This window comes from Pseudomonas sp. PD9R, assembly GCF_019200975.1.
GTDB lineage: Bacteria > Pseudomonadota > Gammaproteobacteria > Pseudomonadales > Pseudomonadaceae > Aquipseudomonas.
Map to the genome: position 1 here is coordinate 39,899 of NZ_JAHTMR010000015.1, position 21,092 is coordinate 60,990.

The 21,092-nt window shown below is 59.2% G+C and carries 16 protein-coding genes; 12 read left to right on the top strand and 4 right to left on the bottom strand.

The window, feature by feature from the left end:
* The first annotated feature begins 108 nt into the window (after positions 1–108).
* The 11 genes from rnr to KUF73_RS24415 all read left to right on the top strand — a co-directional run bounded on the left by rnr (position 109) and on the right by KUF73_RS24415 (position 16,953).
* A complete protein-coding gene (rnr, locus tag KUF73_RS24365; protein WP_218440558.1) occupies positions 109–2,739 on the top strand; it encodes a ribonuclease R in 2,631 nt (876 codons plus the stop codon).
* On the top strand, positions 2,736–3,497 hold the full coding sequence (rlmB, locus tag KUF73_RS24370; protein ID WP_218440559.1) for a 23S rRNA (guanosine(2251)-2'-O)-methyltransferase RlmB: 762 nt from the start codon (positions 2,736–2,738) through the stop codon (positions 3,495–3,497). Before rnr ends, rlmB begins: the two co-directional genes overlap by 4 nt.
* A gap of 310 nt (positions 3,498–3,807) precedes the next feature.
* Positions 3,808–4,230, top strand: coding sequence for a 30S ribosomal protein S6 (rpsF, locus tag KUF73_RS24375; protein ID WP_003217491.1), 423 nt, complete (start codon positions 3,808–3,810; stop codon positions 4,228–4,230).
* Between the two features lie 28 nt (positions 4,231–4,258).
* A complete protein-coding gene (gene rpsR, locus KUF73_RS24380) occupies positions 4,259–4,489 on the top strand; it encodes a 30S ribosomal protein S18 (protein WP_002551829.1) in 231 nt (76 codons plus the stop codon).
* Between the two features lie 36 nt (positions 4,490–4,525).
* Positions 4,526–5,419 carry a hypothetical protein gene (locus KUF73_RS24385; protein WP_218440560.1) on the top strand — a complete coding sequence of 298 codons (894 nt, stop codon included), beginning with the start codon at positions 4,526–4,528 and terminating at the stop codon, positions 5,417–5,419.
* A gap of 19 nt (positions 5,420–5,438) precedes the next feature.
* Positions 5,439–5,885, top strand: a complete 447-nt coding sequence (gene rplI, locus KUF73_RS24390; RefSeq protein WP_046039839.1) for a 50S ribosomal protein L9 — start codon at positions 5,439–5,441, stop codon at positions 5,883–5,885.
* 108 nt (positions 5,886–5,993) lie between these two features.
* Entirely contained in the window at positions 5,994–7,391 is a 1,398-nt protein-coding gene (gene dnaB, locus KUF73_RS24395; RefSeq protein ID WP_218440561.1) for a replicative DNA helicase, read from the top strand.
* A 193-nt stretch (positions 7,392–7,584) separates the two neighbouring features.
* On the top strand, positions 7,585–9,888 hold the full coding sequence (locus KUF73_RS24400) for a YgiQ family radical SAM protein (protein WP_218440683.1): 2,304 nt from the start codon (positions 7,585–7,587) through the stop codon (positions 9,886–9,888).
* Between the two features lie 324 nt (positions 9,889–10,212).
* Positions 10,213–13,488: a DUF2126 domain-containing protein gene (locus tag KUF73_RS24405; protein WP_218440562.1), complete on the top strand. Its 3,276-nt coding sequence runs from the start codon at positions 10,213–10,215 to the stop codon at positions 13,486–13,488.
* A gap of 88 nt (positions 13,489–13,576) precedes the next feature.
* Positions 13,577–16,063, top strand: a complete 2,487-nt coding sequence (locus KUF73_RS24410) for a circularly permuted type 2 ATP-grasp protein (RefSeq protein ID WP_218440563.1) — start codon at positions 13,577–13,579, stop codon at positions 16,061–16,063.
* Positions 16,063–16,953: a transglutaminase family protein gene (locus KUF73_RS24415; protein ID WP_218440564.1), complete on the top strand. Its 891-nt coding sequence runs from the start codon at positions 16,063–16,065 to the stop codon at positions 16,951–16,953. The genes KUF73_RS24410 and KUF73_RS24415 overlap by 1 nt, the downstream gene beginning before the upstream one ends.
* A 239-nt stretch (positions 16,954–17,192) precedes the next feature.
* Here the strand turns inward: KUF73_RS24415 and KUF73_RS24420 are convergent, their stop codons facing one another.
* On the bottom strand, positions 17,193–17,381 hold the full coding sequence (locus tag KUF73_RS24420; protein ID WP_007947526.1) for a hypothetical protein: 189 nt from the start codon (positions 17,379–17,381) through the stop codon (positions 17,193–17,195).
* 68 nt (positions 17,382–17,449) lie between these two features.
* Positions 17,450–18,037: a TIGR00730 family Rossman fold protein gene (locus tag KUF73_RS24425; RefSeq protein ID WP_218440565.1), complete on the bottom strand. Its 588-nt coding sequence runs from the start codon at positions 18,035–18,037 to the stop codon at positions 17,450–17,452.
* A gap of 343 nt (positions 18,038–18,380) precedes the next feature.
* Between KUF73_RS24425 and azu the strand changes: the two genes are divergently transcribed.
* Positions 18,381–18,827, top strand: coding sequence for an azurin (azu, locus tag KUF73_RS24430; protein WP_218440566.1), 447 nt, complete (start codon positions 18,381–18,383; stop codon positions 18,825–18,827).
* A gap of 179 nt (positions 18,828–19,006) precedes the next feature.
* Here the strand turns inward: azu and nadE are convergent, their stop codons facing one another.
* Positions 19,007–19,834: an ammonia-dependent NAD(+) synthetase gene (gene nadE / locus KUF73_RS24435; RefSeq protein WP_218440567.1), complete on the bottom strand. Its 828-nt coding sequence runs from the start codon at positions 19,832–19,834 to the stop codon at positions 19,007–19,009.
* A 4-nt stretch (positions 19,835–19,838) separates the two neighbouring features.
* The gene (gene pncB / locus KUF73_RS24440) at positions 19,839–21,065 is read right to left on the bottom strand and encodes a nicotinate phosphoribosyltransferase (RefSeq protein WP_218440568.1); all 1,227 of its coding nucleotides are present in this window, start codon (positions 21,063–21,065) and stop codon (positions 19,839–19,841) included.
* Positions 21,066–21,092: the final 27 nt, after the last annotated feature.

Consider the following 21,092-nt stretch of genomic DNA (forward strand, 5'->3'; position numbering starts at 1 on the left):
TTCCGGTGTCGATAAAGGGCTTTAGAAGGGCCTTGATAGCCTGAAATTTCCCGTTTCATTACGCCTATGCCAAACTAACCCGCATATAGACAAGGTGAAAACTCTCTAATGGCCGATTGGCAGTCCCTCGATCCCGAGGCCGCTCGTGAAGCGGAAAAATATGAAAACCCTATTCCTAGCCGTGAACTGATCCTTCAGCACCTTGCTGATCGAGGTTCGCCTGCTAACCGCGAGCAACTGGTCGAAGAGTTTGGTCTGACCACAGAAGACCAGATCGAAGCCCTGCGCCGCCGCCTGCGCGCCATGGAGCGCGATGCTCAACTCATCTATACCCGTCGCGGCACGTATGCGCCGGTGGACAAGCTCGACCTGATCCTGGGTCGCATCAGCGGGCACCGTGACGGCTTCGGCTTCCTGGTGCCGGACGACGGAAGTGACGATCTGTTCATGAGCCCGGCACAAATGCGCCTGGTGTTCGATGGTGACCGTGCCTTGGCCCGCGTTTCCGGTCTGGACCGTCGCGGTCGCCGCGAAGGCATGATCGTCGAAGTGGTGTCGCGTGCTCACGAAACCATCGTCGGCCGTTACTTCGAAGAAGGCGGTATCGGTTTCGTTGTCGCCGATAATCCGAAGATCCAGCAGGAAGTGCTGGTGACCCCGGGCCGTAACGCCAATGCGCAGATCGGTCAGTTCGTCGAAGTGAAGATCACTCACTGGCCGACGCCACGTTTTCAGCCGCAAGGCGATGTGGTTGAAGTCGTGGGTAACTACATGGCGCCGGGCATGGAAATCGATGTCGCCCTGCGCACCTACGATATTCCTCATGTCTGGCCTGAAGCGGTATTGAAAGAAGCCGCCAAGCTCAAGCCGGAAGTCGAAGAGAAAGACAAAGAGAAGCGCATCGACCTGCGCCATCTGCCGTTCGTCACCATCGACGGCGAAGATGCACGCGACTTCGATGACGCGGTCTACTGCGAAGCCCGTCCGGGCAAGCTGCGCTTGTTCTCCGGCGGCTGGAAGTTGTACGTGGCGATTGCCGACGTTTCCAGCTATGTGAAACTCGGTTCGGCACTGGATACCGAAGCCCAGGTTCGCGGCAACTCGGTGTACTTCCCCGAGCGTGTAATCCCGATGCTGCCTGAGCAGCTGTCCAACGGCTTGTGCTCGCTGAACCCGCAAGTCGATCGTTTGGCCATGGTTTGCGAGATGACCATCTCCAAGTCCGGCGAAATGACCGACTACTGCTTCTATGAAGCGGTGATCCACTCCCATGCCCGTCTGACCTACAACAAAGTCAGCGCCATGCTGGAAACGCCGAAAGCCACCGAGGCTCGCAAGCTGCGTGGTGAATACACCGACGTCGTGCCGCACCTCAAGCAGCTGTACTCGCTGTACAAGGTTTTGCTGGCCGCCCGTCACGTGCGTGGCGCAATCGATTTCGAAACCCAGGAAACCCGGATCATCTTCGGCTCCGAGCGCAAGATCGCCGAAATTCGGCCGACCGTGCGCAACGATGCCCACAAGCTGATCGAGGAATGCATGCTGGCGGCCAACGTGGCCACTGCCGAATTCCTGAAAAAGCACGAAATTCCTGCGTTGTATCGCGTCCACGATGGTCCGCCGCCGGAGCGTCTGGAAAAACTGCGCGCCTTCCTCGGTGAGCTCGGCCTGTCCCTGCACAAAGGCAAGGATGGCCCGTCGCCGAAGGATTACCAGGCACTGCTGGCCAGTATCAAGGATCGTCCGGATTTCCACCTGATCCAGACCGTGATGCTGCGTTCGTTGAGTCAGGCGGTGTACAGCGCCGATAACCAGGGCCACTTCGGTCTGAATTACGAGGCGTACACCCACTTCACCTCGCCGATTCGTCGTTACCCGGACTTGCTCACTCACCGGGCGATTCGCAGCGTCATCCATTCGAAACAGGACACCCCGCACGTTCGTCGTGCGGGTGCGATGACCATTCCGAAAGCACGCATCTATCCGTACGACGAGGCGGCCCTGGAGCAACTCGGCGAGCAGTGCTCGATGAGTGAGCGCCGTGCCGACGAAGCGACCCGCGACGTAGTGAACTGGCTCAAGTGCGAGTTCATGAAGGATCGCGTGGGCGAGTCGTTCCCGGGTGTGATCACTGCGGTAACCGGTTTTGGTCTGTTTGTTGAACTGACTGACATCTATGTCGAAGGCCTGGTGCATGTCACCGCGCTGCCGGGCGATTACTACCACTTCGATCCTGTGCATCACCGCCTGGCCGGTGAACGTACTGGTCGCAGCTTCCGCCTTGGCGACACCGTTGAAGTGCGGGTCATGCGCGTCGACCTCGACGAGCGCAAAATCGACTTCGAGATGGCTGAAAAAACCATCAGCGCACCGATCGGTCGCAAGAAGCGTGGCACTGACGCCAAAGCGCCTGCCGCAAAAACTGAAGCAGAGCCTGCGCCGGCGAAAACCGGTCGTCGTCCTGCCAAGGAAAAAGCTGTCGAGGCCTATCGTCCGAGCGATGCGGCGGCAAAAAATGCCGAAGTGCGAAAGAGCCGTGAAATGAAGCAGGCGTTACTTGCCGGTGCGAAAAGCGGCGGTAAAGCGGCGTCTGCGGGAAAGACCGGACGGTCGGCGCCTGAAAAGGCTCCCGGCGGCAAACCAGCCAAACCGAGCAAACATCGTAAAGGCCCGCCAAAAGCGGGTTCTGCTCCAGCCGCCAAAAGCGGTGGGGCGCGTAAACCTAAGGCCAAGCCATGAGTCAGTTGGAAAAAATCTACGGCGTGCATGCTGTCGAAGCGTTGCTGCGTCATCACCCGAAACGCGTCAAGCAGATTTGGCTGGCCGAAGGTCGCAGTGATCCGCGGGTGCAGACGCTGATCGGGCTGGCCAACGAAAATCGCGTGCCGGTCGGTAATGCCGAGCGTCGCGAGCTGGATGCGTGGGTTGAAGGCGTGCACCAGGGCGTGGTCGCGGACGTCAGTCCGAGTCAGGTCTGGGGTGAGGCGATGCTCGACGAGTTGCTCGACCGCACAGACGGCGCGCCGTTATTGCTGGTGCTCGACGGCGTGACCGATCCGCACAACCTCGGTGCTTGCCTGCGTTCGGCCGATGCTGCCGGCGCGCTGGCGGTGATCGTTCCAAAGGACAAGTCAGCCACGCTGACGCCGACGGTCCGTAAAGTGGCTTGCGGCGCGGCGGAAGTGATTCCGTTGGTTGCCGTGACCAACCTGGCGCGCACGCTGGAGAAGCTCAAGCAGCGCGGGTTGTGGGTTGTCGGCACAGCAGGCGAAGCCGAGCAGAGCTTGTATCAGCAAGACATGACCGGCCCGACCATCCTGATCATGGGCGCCGAAGGCAGCGGCATGCGTCGCCTGACTCGCGATCTTTGCGATTACCTGGTGCATCTGCCAATGACCGGTAGCGTCAGCAGCCTCAACGTTTCCGTTGCAACGGGCGTTTGCCTGTTCGAGGCGCAGCGTCAGCGTAGCGTCAAAGCTGCCGCCAAAAAGTCCTGACGAATACATAACCTGTAGGAGCTGCCGAAGGCTGCGATCTTTTGATCTTGTTTTTAAAGTCAAAAGATCGCAGCCTCGTTTCACTCGACAGCTCCTACAGTCGAGCAGTCCGGCGGGCATTCAGATTTGAAATCGGTGATTGTTCAAATAATCACCAATTGCCTTGCGCCTCTTCTGTCCCTTCTCTACAATTGCGCCCCTTGCTGTGACGGCAGGCACGCATGTGCCTTACCCACGCAAGTCCATTAGTGTCATTCACTCCTTGTCTGACCGCTTTTGAGCGGCAGGCTACAACCCGTAAGGAGCATTCATGCGTCATTACGAAATCATCTTTTTGGTCCACCCGGATCAAAGCGAGCAAGTCGGCGGCATGGTTGAGCGTTACACCAAGCTGATCGAAGAAGACGGCGGCAAAATCCACCGTCTGGAAGATTGGGGCCGTCGTCAACTGGCCTACGCAATCAACAATGTTCACAAGGCTCACTACGTGATGCTGAACGTTGAGTGCACTGGCAAGGCCCTGGCCGAGCTGGAAGACAACTTCCGCTACAACGATGCAGTGATCCGTAACCTGGTCATCCGTCGCGAAGAAGCCGTTACCGGCCAATCCGAGATGCTCAAGGCTGAAGAAAACCGCAGTGAGCGCCGTGAGCGTCGCGACCGTCCTGAGCACGAAGGCGCTGAAAGCGCTGATAGTGATGACAGCGACAACAGCGATAACGCTGACGAGTAATCCACGGACCTTTTAAGGAGCCTATCAAATGGCACGTTTCTTCCGTCGTCGTAAATTCTGCCGCTTCACCGCTGAAGACGTGAAAGAGATCGATTACAAAGATCTCAACACTCTGAAAGCCTACGTATCCGAGACCGGCAAAATTGTTCCAAGCCGCATCACCGGTACCAAAGCTCGTTATCAGCGTCAGCTGGCCACCGCTATCAAGCGCGCCCGCTTCCTGGCCCTGCTGGCCTACACCGACAGCCACGGCCGCTGAGACCGGGCAGTCGACACGTAGCAAAGGATTGAATGTATGCGTGCCTTAGCTGAGTTCATCATGCGGGGCCGTATGCAGGCCACTCTCGTAGTGGCTGGATGCGCGGCATTGCCGTTGTTGTATTGGTTGGGTGCTGCCGCCGGATGCCTTGTGCTCCTGCGGCGCGGATTGAAGGACGCCCTTGGCGTTCTTGCTCTGGGACTGCTGCCGGCGTTGATCTGGTGGCTTTACTCCGACGACCCACGGGCACTTCTGGTGCTGCTGGGGTCTGCGAGCCTTGCGTTGGTTTTGCGCGCAAGCGAGTCCTGGAACCGCGTGCTGCTGGTCAGCATAGCGATGGGAGTGGTGTTTTCAGTGGTGCTGGGGACGGCTTTTGGTCCTCAGATCGAGATGCTGGCGCAGGCTTTGATAAAAGTCATGCCGTCGCTACTCGGTGAGGTCTACCAGAAGATGTCGGTAGATGAGCAAGCGCGTTTCGCGTCCCTGATTGCCCCTATCCTGACCGGCCTGATTGCGGCGTTGTTGCAAATCGTCAGTGTGCTGAGCCTGCTTGTCGGGCGCTACTGGCAGGCGTTGTTGTACAACCCCGGTGGTTTCGGTCGCGAGTTTCGCGCCGTCCGAATCCCGCTGGGGCCCGCGATGTTGCTGCTGGCCGGCATGGTTGTGACACCGAATTTCGGTGCCCAGATGTCCATGCTTGTGCCGTTGTGCAGCGTACCGCTGGTTTTCGCCGGGCTGGCCCTGATTCATGGGTTGGTGGCGAGAAAGCGACTGGCCAAATTTTGGCTAGTGGGGTTGTACGTCACGCTGTTGCTGTTCATGCAGCTGATCTATCCGTTGCTGGTGGTCCTGGCCATCGTCGACAGCCTGATTGATTTTCGCGGTCGTCTGGCGTCGAAAGACGCCGATAACGCGAACGGTGAAGGTTAAAAGTTAAGAGGATTTTCACATGCAACTGATCCTTCTGGAAAAAGTCACCAACCTGGGCAACCTGGGTGACAAAGTGAACGTTAAGGCTGGTTACGGTCGTAACTACCTGCTGCCTTACGGCAAAGCTACCGCTGCGACCCCAGCCAACCTGGCTGCGTTCGAAGAGCGTCGCGCTGAGCTGGAAAAAGCTGCAGCAGACCGTAAAACATCGGCTGAAAGCCGTGCCGCCCAACTGGCTGAGCTGGAAGTGACTATCACTGCCACCGCTGGTGACGAAGGCAAGCTGTTCGGTTCGATCGGTACTCACGACATCGCTGATGCACTGACCGCCTCCGGCGTTGAAGTGCAGAAGAGCGAAGTTCGTCTGCCGAACGGCACCATCCGCAACGTAGGTGAATTCGACGTAGCCGTGCACCTGCACGCCGAAGTTGAAGCCACCGTACGCGTTGTTGTGGTAGCAGCTTAAGCAACACTTGTCGGCTGGCACCCTCGGGTGCTTGCCGGTAACATCGGGCACGATCCTGTTTACAGGTCGTGCCCTTTGTCTTTCTGAAACATCTCATTCCAAGTGGCCATGAACGAAATTTCCGCTCCTGAGCAATACGATCTGCAAACCGCCGCGCTGAAGGTGCCGCCGCATTCCATCGAAGCCGAACAGGCTGTACTCGGTGGTCTGATGCTGGACAACAACGCCTGGGAGCGCGTGCTCGATCAAGTCTCCGACGGCGATTTCTATCGACATGACCACCGTCTGATTTTCCGTGCGATCGCCAAACTGGCCGATCAGAACATGCCGATCGACGTCGTGACCCTGTCCGAGCAACTGGACAAGGAAGGTCAGACTTCGCAGGTTGGCGGCCTCGGTTACCTCGGCGAGCTGGCGAAAAACACGCCATCCGTCGCCAACATCAAGGCCTATGCGCAGATCGTTCGCGCACGGGCGACGCTGCGCCAGCTGATCGGCATTGCCAGCGAGATTGCCGACAGCGCGTTCAATCCCGAAGGTCGCACCGCCGAGGAAATCCTCGACGAAGCTGAACGGCAGATCTTCCAGATCGCCGAGGCCCGGCCAAAAACCGGCGGCCCGGTGAGCGTCAACGATCTGTTGACCAAGGCCATCGATCGCATCGACACCCTGTTCAATACCGACAACGCCATCACCGGCCTGTCCACCGGCTACACCGACCTCGACGAGAAGACCAGCGGCCTGCAGCCGTCCGACCTGATCATCGTCGCCGGCCGTCCATCCATGGGTAAAACCACCTTCGCGATGAACCTGGTGGAAAACGCCGTGTTGCGCAGCGAGAAAGCCGTTCTGGTTTACTCGCTGGAGATGCCAGGCGAATCGCTGATCATGCGTATGTTGTCGTCCCTGGGGCGCATCGATCAGACCAAGGTCCGTTCCGGACAGCTGGAAGACGACGATTGGCCGCGCCTGACCTCGGCGGTCAACCTGCTCAATGACCGCAAGCTGTTCATCGACGATACCGCCGGCATCAGTCCGTCGGAAATGCGTGCCCGGACGCGGCGCCTGGTACGGGAGCATGGTGAGGTCGGCCTGATCATGATCGACTACCTGCAATTGATGCAGATTCCTGGCTCCGGCGGCGACAACCGGACAAACGAGATTTCCGAAATTTCCCGATCGTTGAAGGCTCTGGCCAAGGAATTCAACTGCCCGGTGGTGGCGTTGTCCCAGCTCAACCGTTCCCTGGAGCAGCGGCCGAACAAGCGCCCGATCAACTCCGACTTGCGGGAATCCGGAGCGATCGAGCAGGATGCCGACGTGATCATGTTCGTCTATCGCGACGAGGTGTATCACCCGGAAACAGAGCACAAAGGCATTGCCGAGATCATCATCGGCAAGCAGCGGAACGGCCCGATCGGCTTTGTCCGCCTGGCATTCATCGGTAAGTACACGCGGTTCGAGAACCTGGCGCCGGGTAGCTACAACTTCGATGATGATGAGTAAGATTTTCATCGCCTGACCCGGCCCCTTCACGGGCAAGCCTCGCTCCTACAGGTCTAGGTAATCCGTAGGAGCGAGGCTTGCCCGCGAATGGGGCTCCGCTAATTTCCGACCACAGCCGTCGGAATTGGTCAAAATTTGTGCTATATTCCGCGCCCGCGAAATTCAATGAAAGCCAACACCGGTTATCGACATGATGCAAGCAGCCAAGCCGTTATTTGACTATCCCAAGTACTGGGCCGAATGTTTCGGGCCAGCGCCATTCCTGCCAATGAGCAGGGAGGAGATGGATCAGCTTGGCTGGGATTCCTGCGACATCATCATCGTCACCGGTGATGCTTACGTCGATCATCCGTCGTTCGGCATGGCAATTATCGGCCGGCTGCTGGAGTCCCAGGGCTTCCGCGTCGGGATCATTGCCCAGCCAAACTGGCAGTCCAAAGACGACTTCATGAAGCTCGGCGAGCCGAACCTGTTCTTCGGTGTCGCGGCCGGCAACATGGACTCGATGATCAACCGCTACACCGCGGACAAGAAAATCCGTTCCGACGACGCCTACACCCCGGGTGGCCTGGCGGGTAAACGTCCGGACCGTGCGAGCCTGGTCTACAGCCAGCGCTGCAAGGAAGCCTACAAAAACGTGCCGATCGTGCTCGGCGGCATCGAAGCTTCCCTGCGCCGTATCGCTCACTACGATTACTGGCAGGACCGGGTGCGTAACTCGATTCTGATCGACGCCTGCGCCGACATCCTGCTCTACGGCAACGCCGAGCGTGCAATTGTCGAAGTCGCCCAGCGTCTGTCCTACGGCCACAAAATCGAAGACATCACCGATGTGCGCGGCACCGCATTCATCCGTCGCGACACGCCGAAAGACTGGTACGAAGTCGACTCCACGCGCATCGATCGTCCGGGCAAGATCGACAAAATCATCAACCCGTACGTGAACACCCAGGACACCCAGGCCTGCGCCATCGAGCAGGAAAAGGGGCCGGTTGAAGATCCGCAGGAAGCCAAGGTCGTGCAGATCCTGGCCAGCCCGAAGATGACCCGCGACAAAACGGTAATTCGTCTGCCGTCTGTTGAGAAAGTTCGTGGCGACGCGGTCCTGTATGCCCACGCCAACCGCGTGTTGCACCTGGAAACCAACCCGGGCAACGCCCGCGCTCTGGTCCAGAAACACGGCGAAGTCGATGTCTGGTTCAACCCGCCGCCGATTCCGATGACCACCGAAGAAATGGACTACGTGTTCGGCATGCCCTATGCGCGCATTCCGCACCCGGCGTACGGCAAGGAGAAAATCCCGGCCTACGACATGATCCGTTTCTCGGTGAACATCATGCGTGGCTGCTTCGGCGGCTGCACCTTCTGCTCGATCACCGAGCACGAAGGACGGATCATCCAGAACCGTTCCGAAGAGTCGATCATTCGCGAAATCGAAGAGATTCGCGACAAGGTCCCGGGTTTTACCGGCGTGATTTCCGACCTCGGCGGCCCGACCGCGAACATGTACCGCATCGCCTGCAAAACGCCGGAAATCGAGTCCGCGTGCCGTAAGCCATCGTGCGTGTTCCCAGGCATCTGCCCGAACCTGAACACCGACCACTCGTCATTGATTCAGCTGTATCGCAGCGCTCGTGCCTTGCCGGGTGTGAAGAAGATCCTGATCGCGTCCGGCCTGCGCTACGACCTCGCGGTCGAGTCGCCGGAATACGTTAAAGAGCTGGTGACCCACCACGTGGGTGGTTACCTGAAGATCGCCCCGGAACACACCGAGGAAGGTCCGCTCAACCAGATGATGAAACCGGGCATTGGCAGCTATGACAAGTTCAAGCGCATGTTCGAGAAGTATTCCAAGGAAGCCGGGAAAGAGCAGTACCTGATTCCTTACTTCATCGCCGCCCACCCTGGCACCACCGACGAAGACATGATGAACCTGGCCCTGTGGCTCAAGGGCAACGGTTTCCGTGCCGATCAGGTGCAGGCGTTCTACCCGTCGCCGATGGCCACTGCCACCGCGATGTACCACTCGGGCAAGAACCCGCTGCGTAAGGTGACTTACAAGAGCGATGCCGTGACCATCGTCAAGAGCGAAGAGCAGCGTCGCCTGCATAAGGCGTTCTTGCGTTATCACGACCCGAAAGGTTGGCCGATGCTGCGTGAAGCGTTGACCCGCATGGGCCGTGCCGACTTGATCGGGCCGGGCAAGAACCAGCTGATCCCGTTGCACCAGCCGTCCACCGACAGCTACCAGAGTGCCCGTCGCAAGAACTCGACGCCGGCCGGCAGCCACAAGGTTGCGGGGGAAAAGACCACCAAGATCCTGACCCAGCACACTGGCCTGCCACCGCGCGCCAGCGATGGCGGCAACTCGTGGGACAAGCGTGAACAGGCCAAGGCTGCGGCATTCGCCCGTAACCAGCAGGCGGCCAAGGAACGCAAGGATGCGGCGAAAGGCAAGGGGCCTAAGCCAGCGCGCAAGCCTGTAGTGCCGCGTTAAGCGACGTTTGCTCTGAACAAAACGCCAACCTTCGGGTTGGCGTTTTGCGTTTTAAGATCAAAAGATCGCAGCCTTCGGCAGCTCCTACATGGATGGGTGTAGGAGTGTTTGAGGCAGGTGTACGCCAACCCAATGTAGGAGCTGCCGAAGGCTGCGATCTTTTGATCTTCGCTACATCTACGTGCAACGGCGACAAACCAATTTCCCGCATCGCCCGATTTTGGTGCTGTACTGCCTCAAGTAACCGGAGAAAGCGCCTGCACGGCTGAGTGGCATAAGTCTTGCGCGCTTTCGAATACGCTTAGGGCTCGCAGGAGGCACGCCGTGTCGATTCATGTCGCATTGCACCATGTCACGCATTACCGCTATGACCGCGCCATCGAGCTCGGTCCGCAGATCGTTCGCCTGCGCCCGGCCGCCCACAGTCGCACACGGATTCTGTCCTATGCGCTGAAGGTCTCGCCCGAGCAGCATTTCATCAACTGGCAACAGGACCCGCAGGGCAACTACCTGGCGCGGTTGGTGTTCCCGGAAAAAACCGATGAACTGCGGATCGAAGTCGATCTGCTGGCAGAAATGGCGGTCTTCAATCCCTTCGACTTCTTCCTTGAGCCGTACGCGGAAAAAATCCCTTTCACCTATGCCGCCGACGAGCGCAAGGAGTTGGCGCCGTACCTGGAAACCTTGCCGCTGACGCCGGCGTTTAAGGCGTACCTGGACGGCATCGACCGCACACCGCTACCCGCTGTGGATTTCCTGGTCGCGCTCAATCAGCGCCTGAGCGAAGACATTGCTTACCTGATCCGCATGGAGCCAGGTGTGCAAACGCCCGAACACACCCTTGAGCATGCGTCCGGTTCCTGCCGCGATTCCGCCTGGCTGCTGGTGCAACTGCTGCGCAACCTCGGACTGGCCGCACGTTTTGTCTCCGGCTACCTGATCCAGTTAACCGCTGATGTGAAAAGCCTCGACGGCCCCTCGGGCACCGACGTCGATTTCACCGACCTGCACGCTTGGTGCGAGGTGTATTTGCCCGGTGCTGGCTGGATCGGCCTGGATGCGACCTCAGGGCTGTTCGCTGGTGAAGGACACATTCCGTTGGCGTGTAGTCCCGATCCGTCCTCTGCGGCGCCGATCAGTGGCTTGGTGGAACCGTGCGAGTGCGAATTCAGCCACGAAATGTCCGTAGAACGGATTTGGGAAGCACCTCGGGTTACAAAGCCCTACACCGAAGATCAGTGGCTGGCGATTCAGACACTGGGTCGGCAAATTGATGCTGACCTGCTGGAAGGCGATGTCCGCCTGACCATGGGCGGTGAGCCGACATTCGTGTCTATCGATGACCCGGACGGTGCCGAATGGAACACCGCCGCACTGGGGCCAGACAAACGTCGCCTGTCCGCCGAGCTGTTCCAGCGCATGCGCAACCACTACGCGCCCAATGGCCTGGTGCACTTCGGTCAGGGCAAATGGTACCCAGGCGAGCAACTGCCGCGCTGGTCGCTCAATTGCTATTGGCGTCGTGACGGTGTGCCGATCTGGCAAAACGCCGCGCTGATCGCCGACGAGCAGGAAGACTATGGCGCTACTGGCGAGCTGGCCGGGCGCTTTTTGGCGAGTGTCGCCGAACGCCTGAAAATTCCGACACGGTTTGTGTTTCCGGCTTACGAAGACAACTTCTATTACCTCTGGCGCGAAGGCACATTGCCGCAGAACGTCAGCGCCGAAGACTCACGTCTCGAGGAACCACTGGAGCGAGCGCGGTTGCGCAAAGTTTTCAGTCAGGGACTGAACAAAGTGGTCGGCCAGGTGCTGCCTCTGGCGCGCACCGCCAAGGGCGATCAGTGGCAGAGCGGGCGCTGGTATTTGCGCGACGAGCACTGCCGCTTGGTGCCTGGGGATTCGCCGCTGGGTTATCGCTTGCCCCTCGGATCGCAGCCCTGGGTGAAAGCAGCGGAATACCCGTTCATTCATCCGCAGGACCCGAACCAGGAATTCCCTGCATTGCCGGACACGGCGCAGCTCCAGAGCCAGGGCGCGGCTGCCGTTATTGAAGAGCGCGCACCGAAAATCGACGAGTCCGCCGATTGGCTAACCCGCACCGCGTTTTGTGCCGAGGCGCGGGAAGGCCGGTTGTACCTGTTCATGCCGCCGCTGGAGCGGGTTGAGGATTACCTCGAACTGGTCGCCGCCATCGAAGCCACCGCTGAAGAGCTACATTGCCCGGTATTGCTGGAAGGTTACGAGCCGCCGAGCGATCCGCGCTTGAGCAATTTCCGCATCACCCCTGATCCGGGTGTTATTGAAGTCAACGTGCAGCCTTCAGCGACGTGGGATGAATTGGTCGAGCGCACGGAGTTTCTTTACGAAGAAGCGCGCCAGACCCGACTCACCACCGAGAAATTTCTGATCGATGGCCGGCACACAGGTACCGGCGGCGGTAACCATTTCGTACTGGGTGGCGCGACACCGGCTGACTCACCGTTTCTGCGTCGTCCCGATCTGCTGCGCAGCCTGATCAGTTACTGGCATAACCATCCGTCCTTGTCGTACCTGTTTTCCGGATTATTCATCGGTCCGACATCGCAGGCGCCACGGGTTGATGAAGCGCGTAACGATGCCTTGTATGAACTGGAAATCGCCTTTGCGCAGATACCTGAACCGGGCGAGGAGTGCGCGCCGTGGCTGGTCGACCGCTTGCTGCGCAACTTGCTGATCGATGTCACCGGTAATACCCACCGCGCCGAGTTCTGCATCGACAAGCTTTACTCGCCGGACGGTGCGACAGGGCGGCTTGGTTTACTGGAGTTGCGCGCCTTTGAAATGCCGCCCCATGCGCGCATGAGCCTGGCCCAACAGTTGTTGTTGCGGGCGCTGGTCGCAAGGTTCTGGCGTGAGCCCTACGCGCCGCCGAAACTGGCGCGCTGGGGCACGGAGCTGCATGACCGGTTCCTGTTACCGCACTTTATCGAGCAGGATTTCGCCGACGTCATCGTCGACCTCAACGCTGCCGGTTACCCGGTGCGGGCCGAGTGGTTTGCGGCGCATCTGGAGTTCCGTTTCCCCAAGGTCGGCGATTACGCCGTCAGTGGCATAGCGCTGGAATTGCGCCAGGCACTCGAACCTTGGCATGTATTGGGCGAAGAGGGTGCGGTCGGTGGCACGGTGCGTTACGTGGATTCGTCCCTGGAGCGATTGCAGGTCAAACTCAGCGGCTTGCCACCTCAGCGTTATTTGCTGACCTGCAACGGCGTCCCCGTGCCGTTGCAACCCACCGGGCGGGTCGGCGAGTTTGTCGCTGGGGTACGGTTCCGTGCGTGGCAACCGGCCAACTGCCTGCAACCGACCATCCCGGTGCATGCGCCGTTGGTGTTCGACCTGCTCGACACCTGGATGGGGCGTTCGCTGGGTGGCTGCCAGTACCACGTGGCCCATCCGGGCGGGCGCAACTATGACAGCTTGCCGGTGAACGCCAATGAGGCCGAGAGTCGGCGAATGGCGCGTTTCTTCCGAATCGGACACACGCCGGGGAAACTTCCTATACCAATTCTGGAAGTGAACGACGAGCTGCCGATGACTCTCGATTTACGACGTTTCTAAACCGTACACGACGCTCGGATTTTTCGTATATCCGGGCGTCATGAGCCTGCGTTAGTCTGACCGTTCATTGCTGTCTGCCGAGTTTTCCATGCCTGACCTGCTAGACCGCTACCCGCTGACGGCGGGCACTTATCACGAACTGCTCGACGACAGCGGCGCCGTTCGGCCGCACTGGCGTCGGCTGTTCGACCAATTGCAGCGCAGCACGCCAGCGCAACTGGTGCAGCGTCAGGCACTGCTGACCCGGCAGATTCAGGAAAACGGCGTCACCTATAACGTTTACGCCGACCCCAAGGGCGCCGATCGTCCGTGGGAGCTGGACTTGTTGCCCCATGTGATTGCGGCTGATGAGTGGCAACAGCTGTCTGCCGGCATAGCCCAACGGGCGCGGTTGCTCAATGCCGTGCTGGCCGACCTGTACGGCCCGCAACGCCTGATAGCCGAAGGCCTGCTGCCAGCTGAGCTGGTGTTCGGTCACAACAACTTCCTCTGGCCCTGTCAGGGCATTAGCCCGCCTGACGGGGCTTTTCTGCATCTATATGCCGTGGACTTGGCGCGTACCCCGGATGGTCGCTGGTGGGTAACGGCGGACCGCACCCAAGCGCCGTCCGGTGCCGGTTACGCACTGGAAAACCGCACCATCGTTTCCCGTGCCTTTCCCGAGTTGTACCGTGACTTGAAAGTGCAGCATCTGGCCGGGTTCTTCCGCACGCTTCAGGAAACCCTGGCCCGCCAGGCGCCGAGCGACAATGAAGCGCCGCTGGTGGTGTTGTTGACGCCTGGGCGCTTCAACGAAAGCTATTTCGAACACTTGTACCTGGCGCGTCAGCTCGGTTATCCGTTGGTGGAGGGCGGCGACCTGACGGTGCGCGATGCCACGGTCTACCTGAAAACCCTGAGCGGCCTGCGCCGAGTTCACGCGATCATGCGCCGGCTCGACGATGACTTCTGTGACCCGCTGGAACTGCGCACCGATTCAGCGCTTGGTGTGCCGGGCCTGCTTGAAGCCGTGCGTCAAGGCCGGGTGCTGGTGGCCAACGCCCTTGGCAGCGGCGTGCTGGAGTCACCGGGACTGTTGGGTTTTCTGCCCCGGATCAATCAATTCCTGTTCGGAGAAGAACTGATCCTGCCGTCCATCGCCACCTGGTGGTGCGGTGAAGCGCCCGTGTTGGCGCAAGCGCTGGAAAAGCTCCCGGAATTGTTGATCAAGCCGGCATTTCCGTCGCAAAGCTTTGCGCCGGTGTTTGGCCGCGACTTGAGTGAAAAGCAGCGCGAGACTCTTGCCGAGCGCATGCAGGCGCGGCCGTACGCGTATGTCGCGCAAGAACTGGCGCAGTTATCCCAGGCACCGATCTGGCAGGCTGAAGACGGTCAACTGCAACCCCGGGCCATCGGCATGCGCGTGTATGCGGTGGCCAGTCGCGAGGGTTATCGAGTGTTGCCCGGCGGTTTGACCCGCGTAGCCGCCGAGGCGGACGCTGAAGTGGTGTCGATGCAGCGTGGCGGGGCGAGCAAGGACACGTGGGTACTGGGCGACCGTCCACCGAGCGGCGAGCAGTGGAGAACCCAGCGCACCATCGGTGTGCATGATCTGGTGCGGCGTGACCCTTATTTGCCATCGCGGGTGGTGGAAAATCTGTTCTGGTTTGGCCGTTACTGCGAACGCTGCGATGACAGTGCGCGGTTGCTGCGGATCATGCTGGCGCGCTATGTCGATGGCGATGACCCACAAGCCCTGGACGCAGCCGTCGATCTTGGCGAACGGCTCATGCTGCTGCCCGATGACGGCGAGCTGCCGGAGCGCTTGCTGGCCGCGATTCTCGGCGATGACTGGCCGTTTAGCCTGCGTTCCAACCTGCAACGCTTGCAGTGGGCGGCTTCGCAGGTGCGCGGCAAGCTCTCGCGGGAAAACTGGCAGGCGCTGGTGGAACTGCAGCGCGAAGCGATTGAACTGGAAACCGAAGAGCCGGACTTCGGCGAGTTGCTGGATTTCCTCAACCGTCTGGTGATGTCCCTGGCGGCGCTGTCCGGTTTTGCCCTGGACGACATGACCCGTGATGAAGGCTGGCGCTTCCTGATGATTGGCCGACGGATTGAACGCCTGCAATTTCTCAGCGGCAGTCTGGCGGCGTTCCTGCGTGGCGACGGTACCTTCGATCAGGCCGGGCTGGAATGGTTGCTGGAACTGGGCAACAGCAGCATCACCTACCGCTCGCGCTATTTGGCGGTGGCGCAATTGATTCCGGTGCTCGATTTGTTGCTGCTCGACGAGCAGAACCCGCATGCGGTGCTGTTCCAGCTGAAACTGGTGACCCGCACCCTCAAGCGTCTGAACGACGATTTTGGCGCGCCACGCGAAGCGGGCCTGCCGCAGTTGGTGGAGCGCCTGGCACGTTTCGATCTGGGCTGTCTGGAAAACCCGTTGTTCGGTGCAGCCAGCATGCGCGCCGCCGTCGAGGGGCTGGCCGGTCTGTTGCAAGAGATCGCCGATGCCAGCGGACAAGTGTCGGATCGCCTGGCGTTGCGCCATTTCGCCCATGTCGACGATGTCAGCCAGCGCACGGTGTCCGTCTGATGAGCGCCCATTACCAGATTTTCCACGACACCCATTATCACTACGACAGCCCGGTGTCCCTGGCACAGCAGCTGGCGCACCTGTGGCCGCGGGCCTGCACGTGGCAACGTTGCAGCGAGCAGCAATTGCAGATCAGTCCGGAGCCGACATCGCGCCGGGATGAACTCGATGTGTTCGGCAATCCGTTGACCCGGTTGGCGTTCGAGCGGCCTCACGAAGAATTGCTGGTCAATGCCAGCCTCACGATTGAAGTGCTGGCCCGGCCTGCGCTGGATTTCACTCTGTCGCCGGCGTGGGAAGAGACCCGTAATGCACTGACTTACAGCGGTCAGCCATTGTCCGCCGACCTACTCGAAGCTTGCCGTTACCGGTTCGAATCCCCCTATGTGCACCTGAAGCGCAATTTCGTCGAGTTCTCCGAAAGCTGCTTTCCACCGGGTCGCCCCTTGCTGCTCGGCGTGCAAGCCTTGATGGAGAAAATCTTTAGCGAGTTCACTTTCGACGCCGAGGCGACACAGGTAGCGACGCCACTGGTGGAAGTGCTGGAACGTCGGCGTGGGGTCTGCCAAGACTTCGCCCATTTAATGCTCGCTTGCGTGCGTTCCCGTGGATTGGCGGCGCGGTACATCAGCGGTTATCTGCTGACGCAGCCGCCACCGGGTCAGCCGCGACTGATTGGTGCCGATGCATCCCATGCCTGGGTGTCGGTGTATTGCCCGGTGCTGGGTTGGGTCGATTTCGATCCGACCAACAACGTGCAACCGGCGCTGGAACACATCACCTTGGCCTGGGGGCGGGACTTTTCCGATGTGTCGCCATTGCGTGGGGTGATTCTGGGCGGTGGCAATCACGACCCGGACGTCCGCGTCACAGTGATGCCACTGGAATAACCCACACCTCCTGTCGGAGCTGTCGAGTGAAACGAGGCTGCGATCTTTTGATCTTGCCTTTAAAAAGAAAAGTCAAAAGATCGCAGCCTCGTTTCACTCGACAGCTCCTACAGGGAGGGGAGTGTGTGGTAATTCTGGGGAGGGCTATTTCAGACTGGACTGTGAGGACCAGCAGCAAAAGCTGCTGGTCCTGGACACAGATCCGGTGGGCCTGATCAGATCATCGGGCCCTGAGGGTCTCAGGCGTCGGGCGCCTGATCTTTCGGTGCTTCAGTTTCGTCTGTAGCCACTTCGCCTTCGGCATCCGGGTTCAGTGCTGCTGCTTCTTCTTCAGCGGTAGCTTTCTTGCGCTGAAGCTTTTCCTCTTTCTTCTGTTCCTTGGCCAGGTCACGCTGACGTTTGGCGAAGGAGTAGTTGGGTTTAGCCATGGGCGATCCTCTGGGGTCGAAGGTGAGGTTGAGCGGCGCGTATTCTGCCCTGTATCGGTGCCGAGTCGTTAGTCGGGTTTTTGCTCGACCCACTTCGGCGCCACAGTGGGTTGCCAGTTATCAAGGGCATCAAGCAGCGTTTGCGGCGATTCGCTCACTTGCAGCATGTCACGGTGTGCTGCGCGAACGAAGCCTTCGCCGACGATGTGATCAAGAAAACCGGTGAGTTTGCTGTAAAAACCATTCACTTCCAGCAAACCCAGCGGTTTACCGTGGTAACCGAGCTGTCCCCAGGTCCAGACTTCGAACAGTTCTTCCAAGGTGCCCAGGCCGCCAGGCAGGGCGATGAAAGCATCGCTGAGTTCGGCCATCCGCGCCTTGCGCGCATGCATGCCGTCGACCACTTCCAGGCGGGTCAGGCCTTTGTGGCCGATTTCCTTGTCCATGAGGCTTTTCGGGATGATGCCAATCACTTCGCCACCAGCGGCCAGCGCGGCGTCGGCAACGATACCCATCAATCCCACGGCGCCACCGCCATAAACCAGGGTCAGCTTGCGTTCGGCCAATGCCCGGCCCAGGGCGATAGCCGCTTCACGGTAAGCCGGGTTGGTGCCGGTACTGGCACCACAAAATACACAAACGGATGCTAAAGGCATGCCTTACTCCATGGTCGATCAGGGCCACAGAGTAAAGGCAGGCGCGCGTCGCTCCAAGGGCTAAACTTCGCGTTTGGGTGTTTCGTAAGTGCCGCTGGCGCCACAGGCATAAGCGGCAAGTAAACTGCACAAAAGGCTATTGAGGGACATGACAGACGCTCCAATCAGTGATGATGGGCTGATCATAGGGCCGGGCCAGACGTCTGGCTGGTAGATTGTTTCGATTGGTGTCATAGCTGGAAAGTTGTATACAATTTTTGATTCAAGTCATAGGAACTTGCGAAGTTTTCAGGCAGTCTTCTGTCCATTCGCATTTCTGATAACCCTGCCTTGGAGATTCACCATGTTTGCCAAACTCGTTGCGGTATCCCTGTTGACACTGGCCAGCAGCCAATTGATGGCTGCAGAGTGCAAAACCACGATCGACTCCACCGATCAGATGTCCTTCAACACCAAGGCCATTGAAATCGACAAGAGCTGCAAGACCTTCACCGTCGAACTGACCCACTCCGGCAGCTTGCCGAAAAACGTCATGGGCCATAACTGGGTGCTGAGTAAAGAGGCTGACATGCAGCCGATCGCCACCGATGGCCTGAGCGCCGGCATCGAGAAAAACTACCTGAAAGAAGGTGATGCCCGTGTGATCGCTCACACCAAGGTCATCGGTGCCAAGGAAACCGACTCGGTGACCTTCGATGTGTCGAAACTGGATGCGGCCGAAAAATACGGTTTCTTCTGCTCGTTCCCGGGCCACATTTCGATGATGAAAGGCACGGTTACCCTGAAGTAATCGAATCGCGCTCATAAAAAAACGCCCAAAAAGGGCGTTTTTTTATGCCTACCACAAATCCATGTAGGAGCTGTCGAGTGAAACGAGGCTGCGATCTTTTGATTCTGTTTTTAATATCAAGATCAAAAGATCGCAGCCTCGTTTCACTCGACAGCTCCTGCAGGTTCCTACGGGGCTAGTTACGGCGCAAACGGCATCACACGCTTGTGGTGAGTCTTGTTGTACGTATCACAAATGATCTTGAACGCTTCCTCGCGCACCGGTTTGCCGTGCAGGAAAGCGTCGATCTCGGCGTAAGTCACACCGTGTGAGGCTTCGTCCGGCTTGCCTGGGGACAGGTCCTCAAGGTCGGCGGTCGGGACTTTTTCTACCAGTGATTCCGGCGCACCGAAACTGCGGGCGATGGCCCGGACCTGGTTTTTCACCAGGCCGCTGAGCGGTGCCAGGTCGCAGGCGCCGTCACCGAATTTGGTGAAGAAACCCATCACCGCTTCCGCCGCGTGGTCTGTGCCGATTACCAGCCCGTGGGCGGCGCCGGCGATGGTGTATTGGGCGACCATGCGCATCCGCGCCTTGGTGTTGCCCAATACGAAATCCACCGAGACCGCATGCTTGCCTTCGAACGCCGCGACTTCATTGGCCAGGGATTTGACCGCCGGGCCGATATTCACGGTGTGGCGCTCATCCGGGGTAATGAAATCCACGGACGCCTGGGCGTCATGCTCATCGAACTGGGTCTCGTACGGCAGGCGCACGGCGATGAACTTGTAGCTGCCGTCACCGGTGCGCTGGCGCAATTCACGCATGGCACGCTGGGCCAGCAGGCCGGCGGTCAGGGAATCGACGCCGCCACTGATGCCGAGCACCAGGGTCTTGAGTCCGGAATTCACCAGGCAGTCCTGGATAAAGGTAATCCGTCGGGCAACTTCAGCTTCTAACGCGGCTTCGTCGGCGAACGGTGGTTGGACCTTGAGCTGTTCAGCAATCTCACGCTGTACGGCTTGCATGAATTCACTCCTTGCTTGATGGGCTGGAAAGGGCGGCAGGAACTTGGAAAACGTGTCGCAAGTAAGCGACGAAATTCGGGTCTTTGCAGTGAGTCTTGCCAGGCTCATCGGAGATTTTCGCCACCGGCTGGCCGTTGCAGGCGGTCATTTTAAGCACGATGCTCATCGGTTCGACACCCGGAATATCGCAAGTCAGGTTGGTGCCGATGCCGAAGCTGACATTGATCCGACCGCGCAACGCCCGGAATATCTCCAGGGCCTTGGGCAGGCTCAGGCTGTCGGAGAACGTCAGCGTTTTGCTCATCGGGTCGATGCCAAGTCTGTGATAGTGCGCGATGGCTTTTTCCGCCCAAATCACCGGGTCACCGGAATCGTGGCGCAAACCATCAAAAAGCTTGGCGAAAAACAGATCGAAGTCGCCGAGGAAGGCATCCATGGTGATGCAGTCGGTCAGGGCAATCCCCAACAGGCCACGGTACTCACGGACCCAGCAATCGAGGGCGGCAATCTGGCTGTCGATCAGCCGCGGGCCGAGCTGCTGGTGGGCCATGATCCACTCGTGGGCCATGGTGCCCAGCGGTTTCATGTCCAGCTCCCGCGAAAGGTGCACGTTGCTGGTGCCGACGAAACGGCCGGGGAAATCGTGCTTGAGCACGTTCACCACTTCTTCCTGTACGCGGTAGGAGAAGCGACGACGGGTGCCGAAATCGGCTACCTGCAATTCGGACAATTCGTCGCTGCTGGCGTTGGCGGTCAGCCAGTCGAACTTGCGATAGAGCTGTTCGCGTGCCTGCTCCAGGACGACTTCACGGTAGCGATACCGATTGCGCACCTCGCTGACGAGCGCCAGCAGTGGCACTTCAAACAGGATTACGTGCAGCCACGGGCCACGCAGGCGGATGAACAGTTCACCGTTTTCAATGCCGGTGTGGATGTAGCGCAAATTGAAGCGAAACAGCCCGAGAAAACGCAGGAAATCCGGCTTCATGAAGCTGATGCGCTCCAGAAAGCTCAATTGATCGGCGCTCAGGTTCAATTCGGCCAGGCGCTCGATCTGGAAGCGGATCTCCGTCAGGTACGGGCGCAAATCTTCACTGTTACGGCAACGAAACTCCCATTCGACTTCCACGTTCGGGTAGTTGTGCAGCACCGCCTGCATCATCGTCAGTTTGTAGAAGTCGGTGTCGAGCAGGTTCTGCACGATGCGATCGGCAAATACACTCTCGCTCATAACGGGGTTCTCCACATTGAATCGGGC

Excerpts from the sequence above, each read along its gene's own strand:
- rnr (WP_218440558.1), top strand. The coding sequence starts at position 109 with ATGGCCGATTGGCAGTCCCTCGATCCCGAGGCCGCTCGTGAAGCGGAA.
- rlmB (WP_218440559.1), top strand. The coding sequence starts at position 2,736 with ATGAGTCAGTTGGAAAAAATCTACGGCGTGCATGCTGTCGAAGCGTTG.
- rpsF (WP_003217491.1), top strand. The coding sequence starts at position 3,808 with ATGCGTCATTACGAAATCATCTTTTTGGTCCACCCGGATCAAAGCGAG.
- rpsR (WP_002551829.1), top strand. The coding sequence starts at position 4,259 with ATGGCACGTTTCTTCCGTCGTCGTAAATTCTGCCGCTTCACCGCTGAA.
- KUF73_RS24385 (WP_218440560.1), top strand. The coding sequence starts at position 4,526 with ATGCGTGCCTTAGCTGAGTTCATCATGCGGGGCCGTATGCAGGCCACT.
- rplI (WP_046039839.1), top strand. The coding sequence starts at position 5,439 with ATGCAACTGATCCTTCTGGAAAAAGTCACCAACCTGGGCAACCTGGGT.
- dnaB (WP_218440561.1), top strand. The coding sequence starts at position 5,994 with ATGAACGAAATTTCCGCTCCTGAGCAATACGATCTGCAAACCGCCGCG.
- KUF73_RS24400 (WP_218440683.1), top strand. The coding sequence starts at position 7,585 with ATGCAAGCAGCCAAGCCGTTATTTGACTATCCCAAGTACTGGGCCGAA.
- KUF73_RS24410 (WP_218440563.1), top strand. The coding sequence starts at position 13,577 with ATGCCTGACCTGCTAGACCGCTACCCGCTGACGGCGGGCACTTATCAC.
- KUF73_RS24415 (WP_218440564.1), top strand. The coding sequence starts at position 16,063 with ATGAGCGCCCATTACCAGATTTTCCACGACACCCATTATCACTACGAC.
- KUF73_RS24420 (WP_007947526.1), bottom strand. The coding sequence starts at position 17,381 with ATGGCTAAACCCAACTACTCCTTCGCCAAACGTCAGCGTGACCTGGCC.
- KUF73_RS24425 (WP_218440565.1), bottom strand. The coding sequence starts at position 18,037 with ATGCCTTTAGCATCCGTTTGTGTATTTTGTGGTGCCAGTACCGGCACC.
- azu (WP_218440566.1), top strand. The coding sequence starts at position 18,381 with ATGTTTGCCAAACTCGTTGCGGTATCCCTGTTGACACTGGCCAGCAGC.
- nadE (WP_218440567.1), bottom strand. The coding sequence starts at position 19,834 with ATGCAAGCCGTACAGCGTGAGATTGCTGAACAGCTCAAGGTCCAACCA.
- pncB (WP_218440568.1), bottom strand. The coding sequence starts at position 21,065 with ATGAGCGAGAGTGTATTTGCCGATCGCATCGTGCAGAACCTGCTCGAC.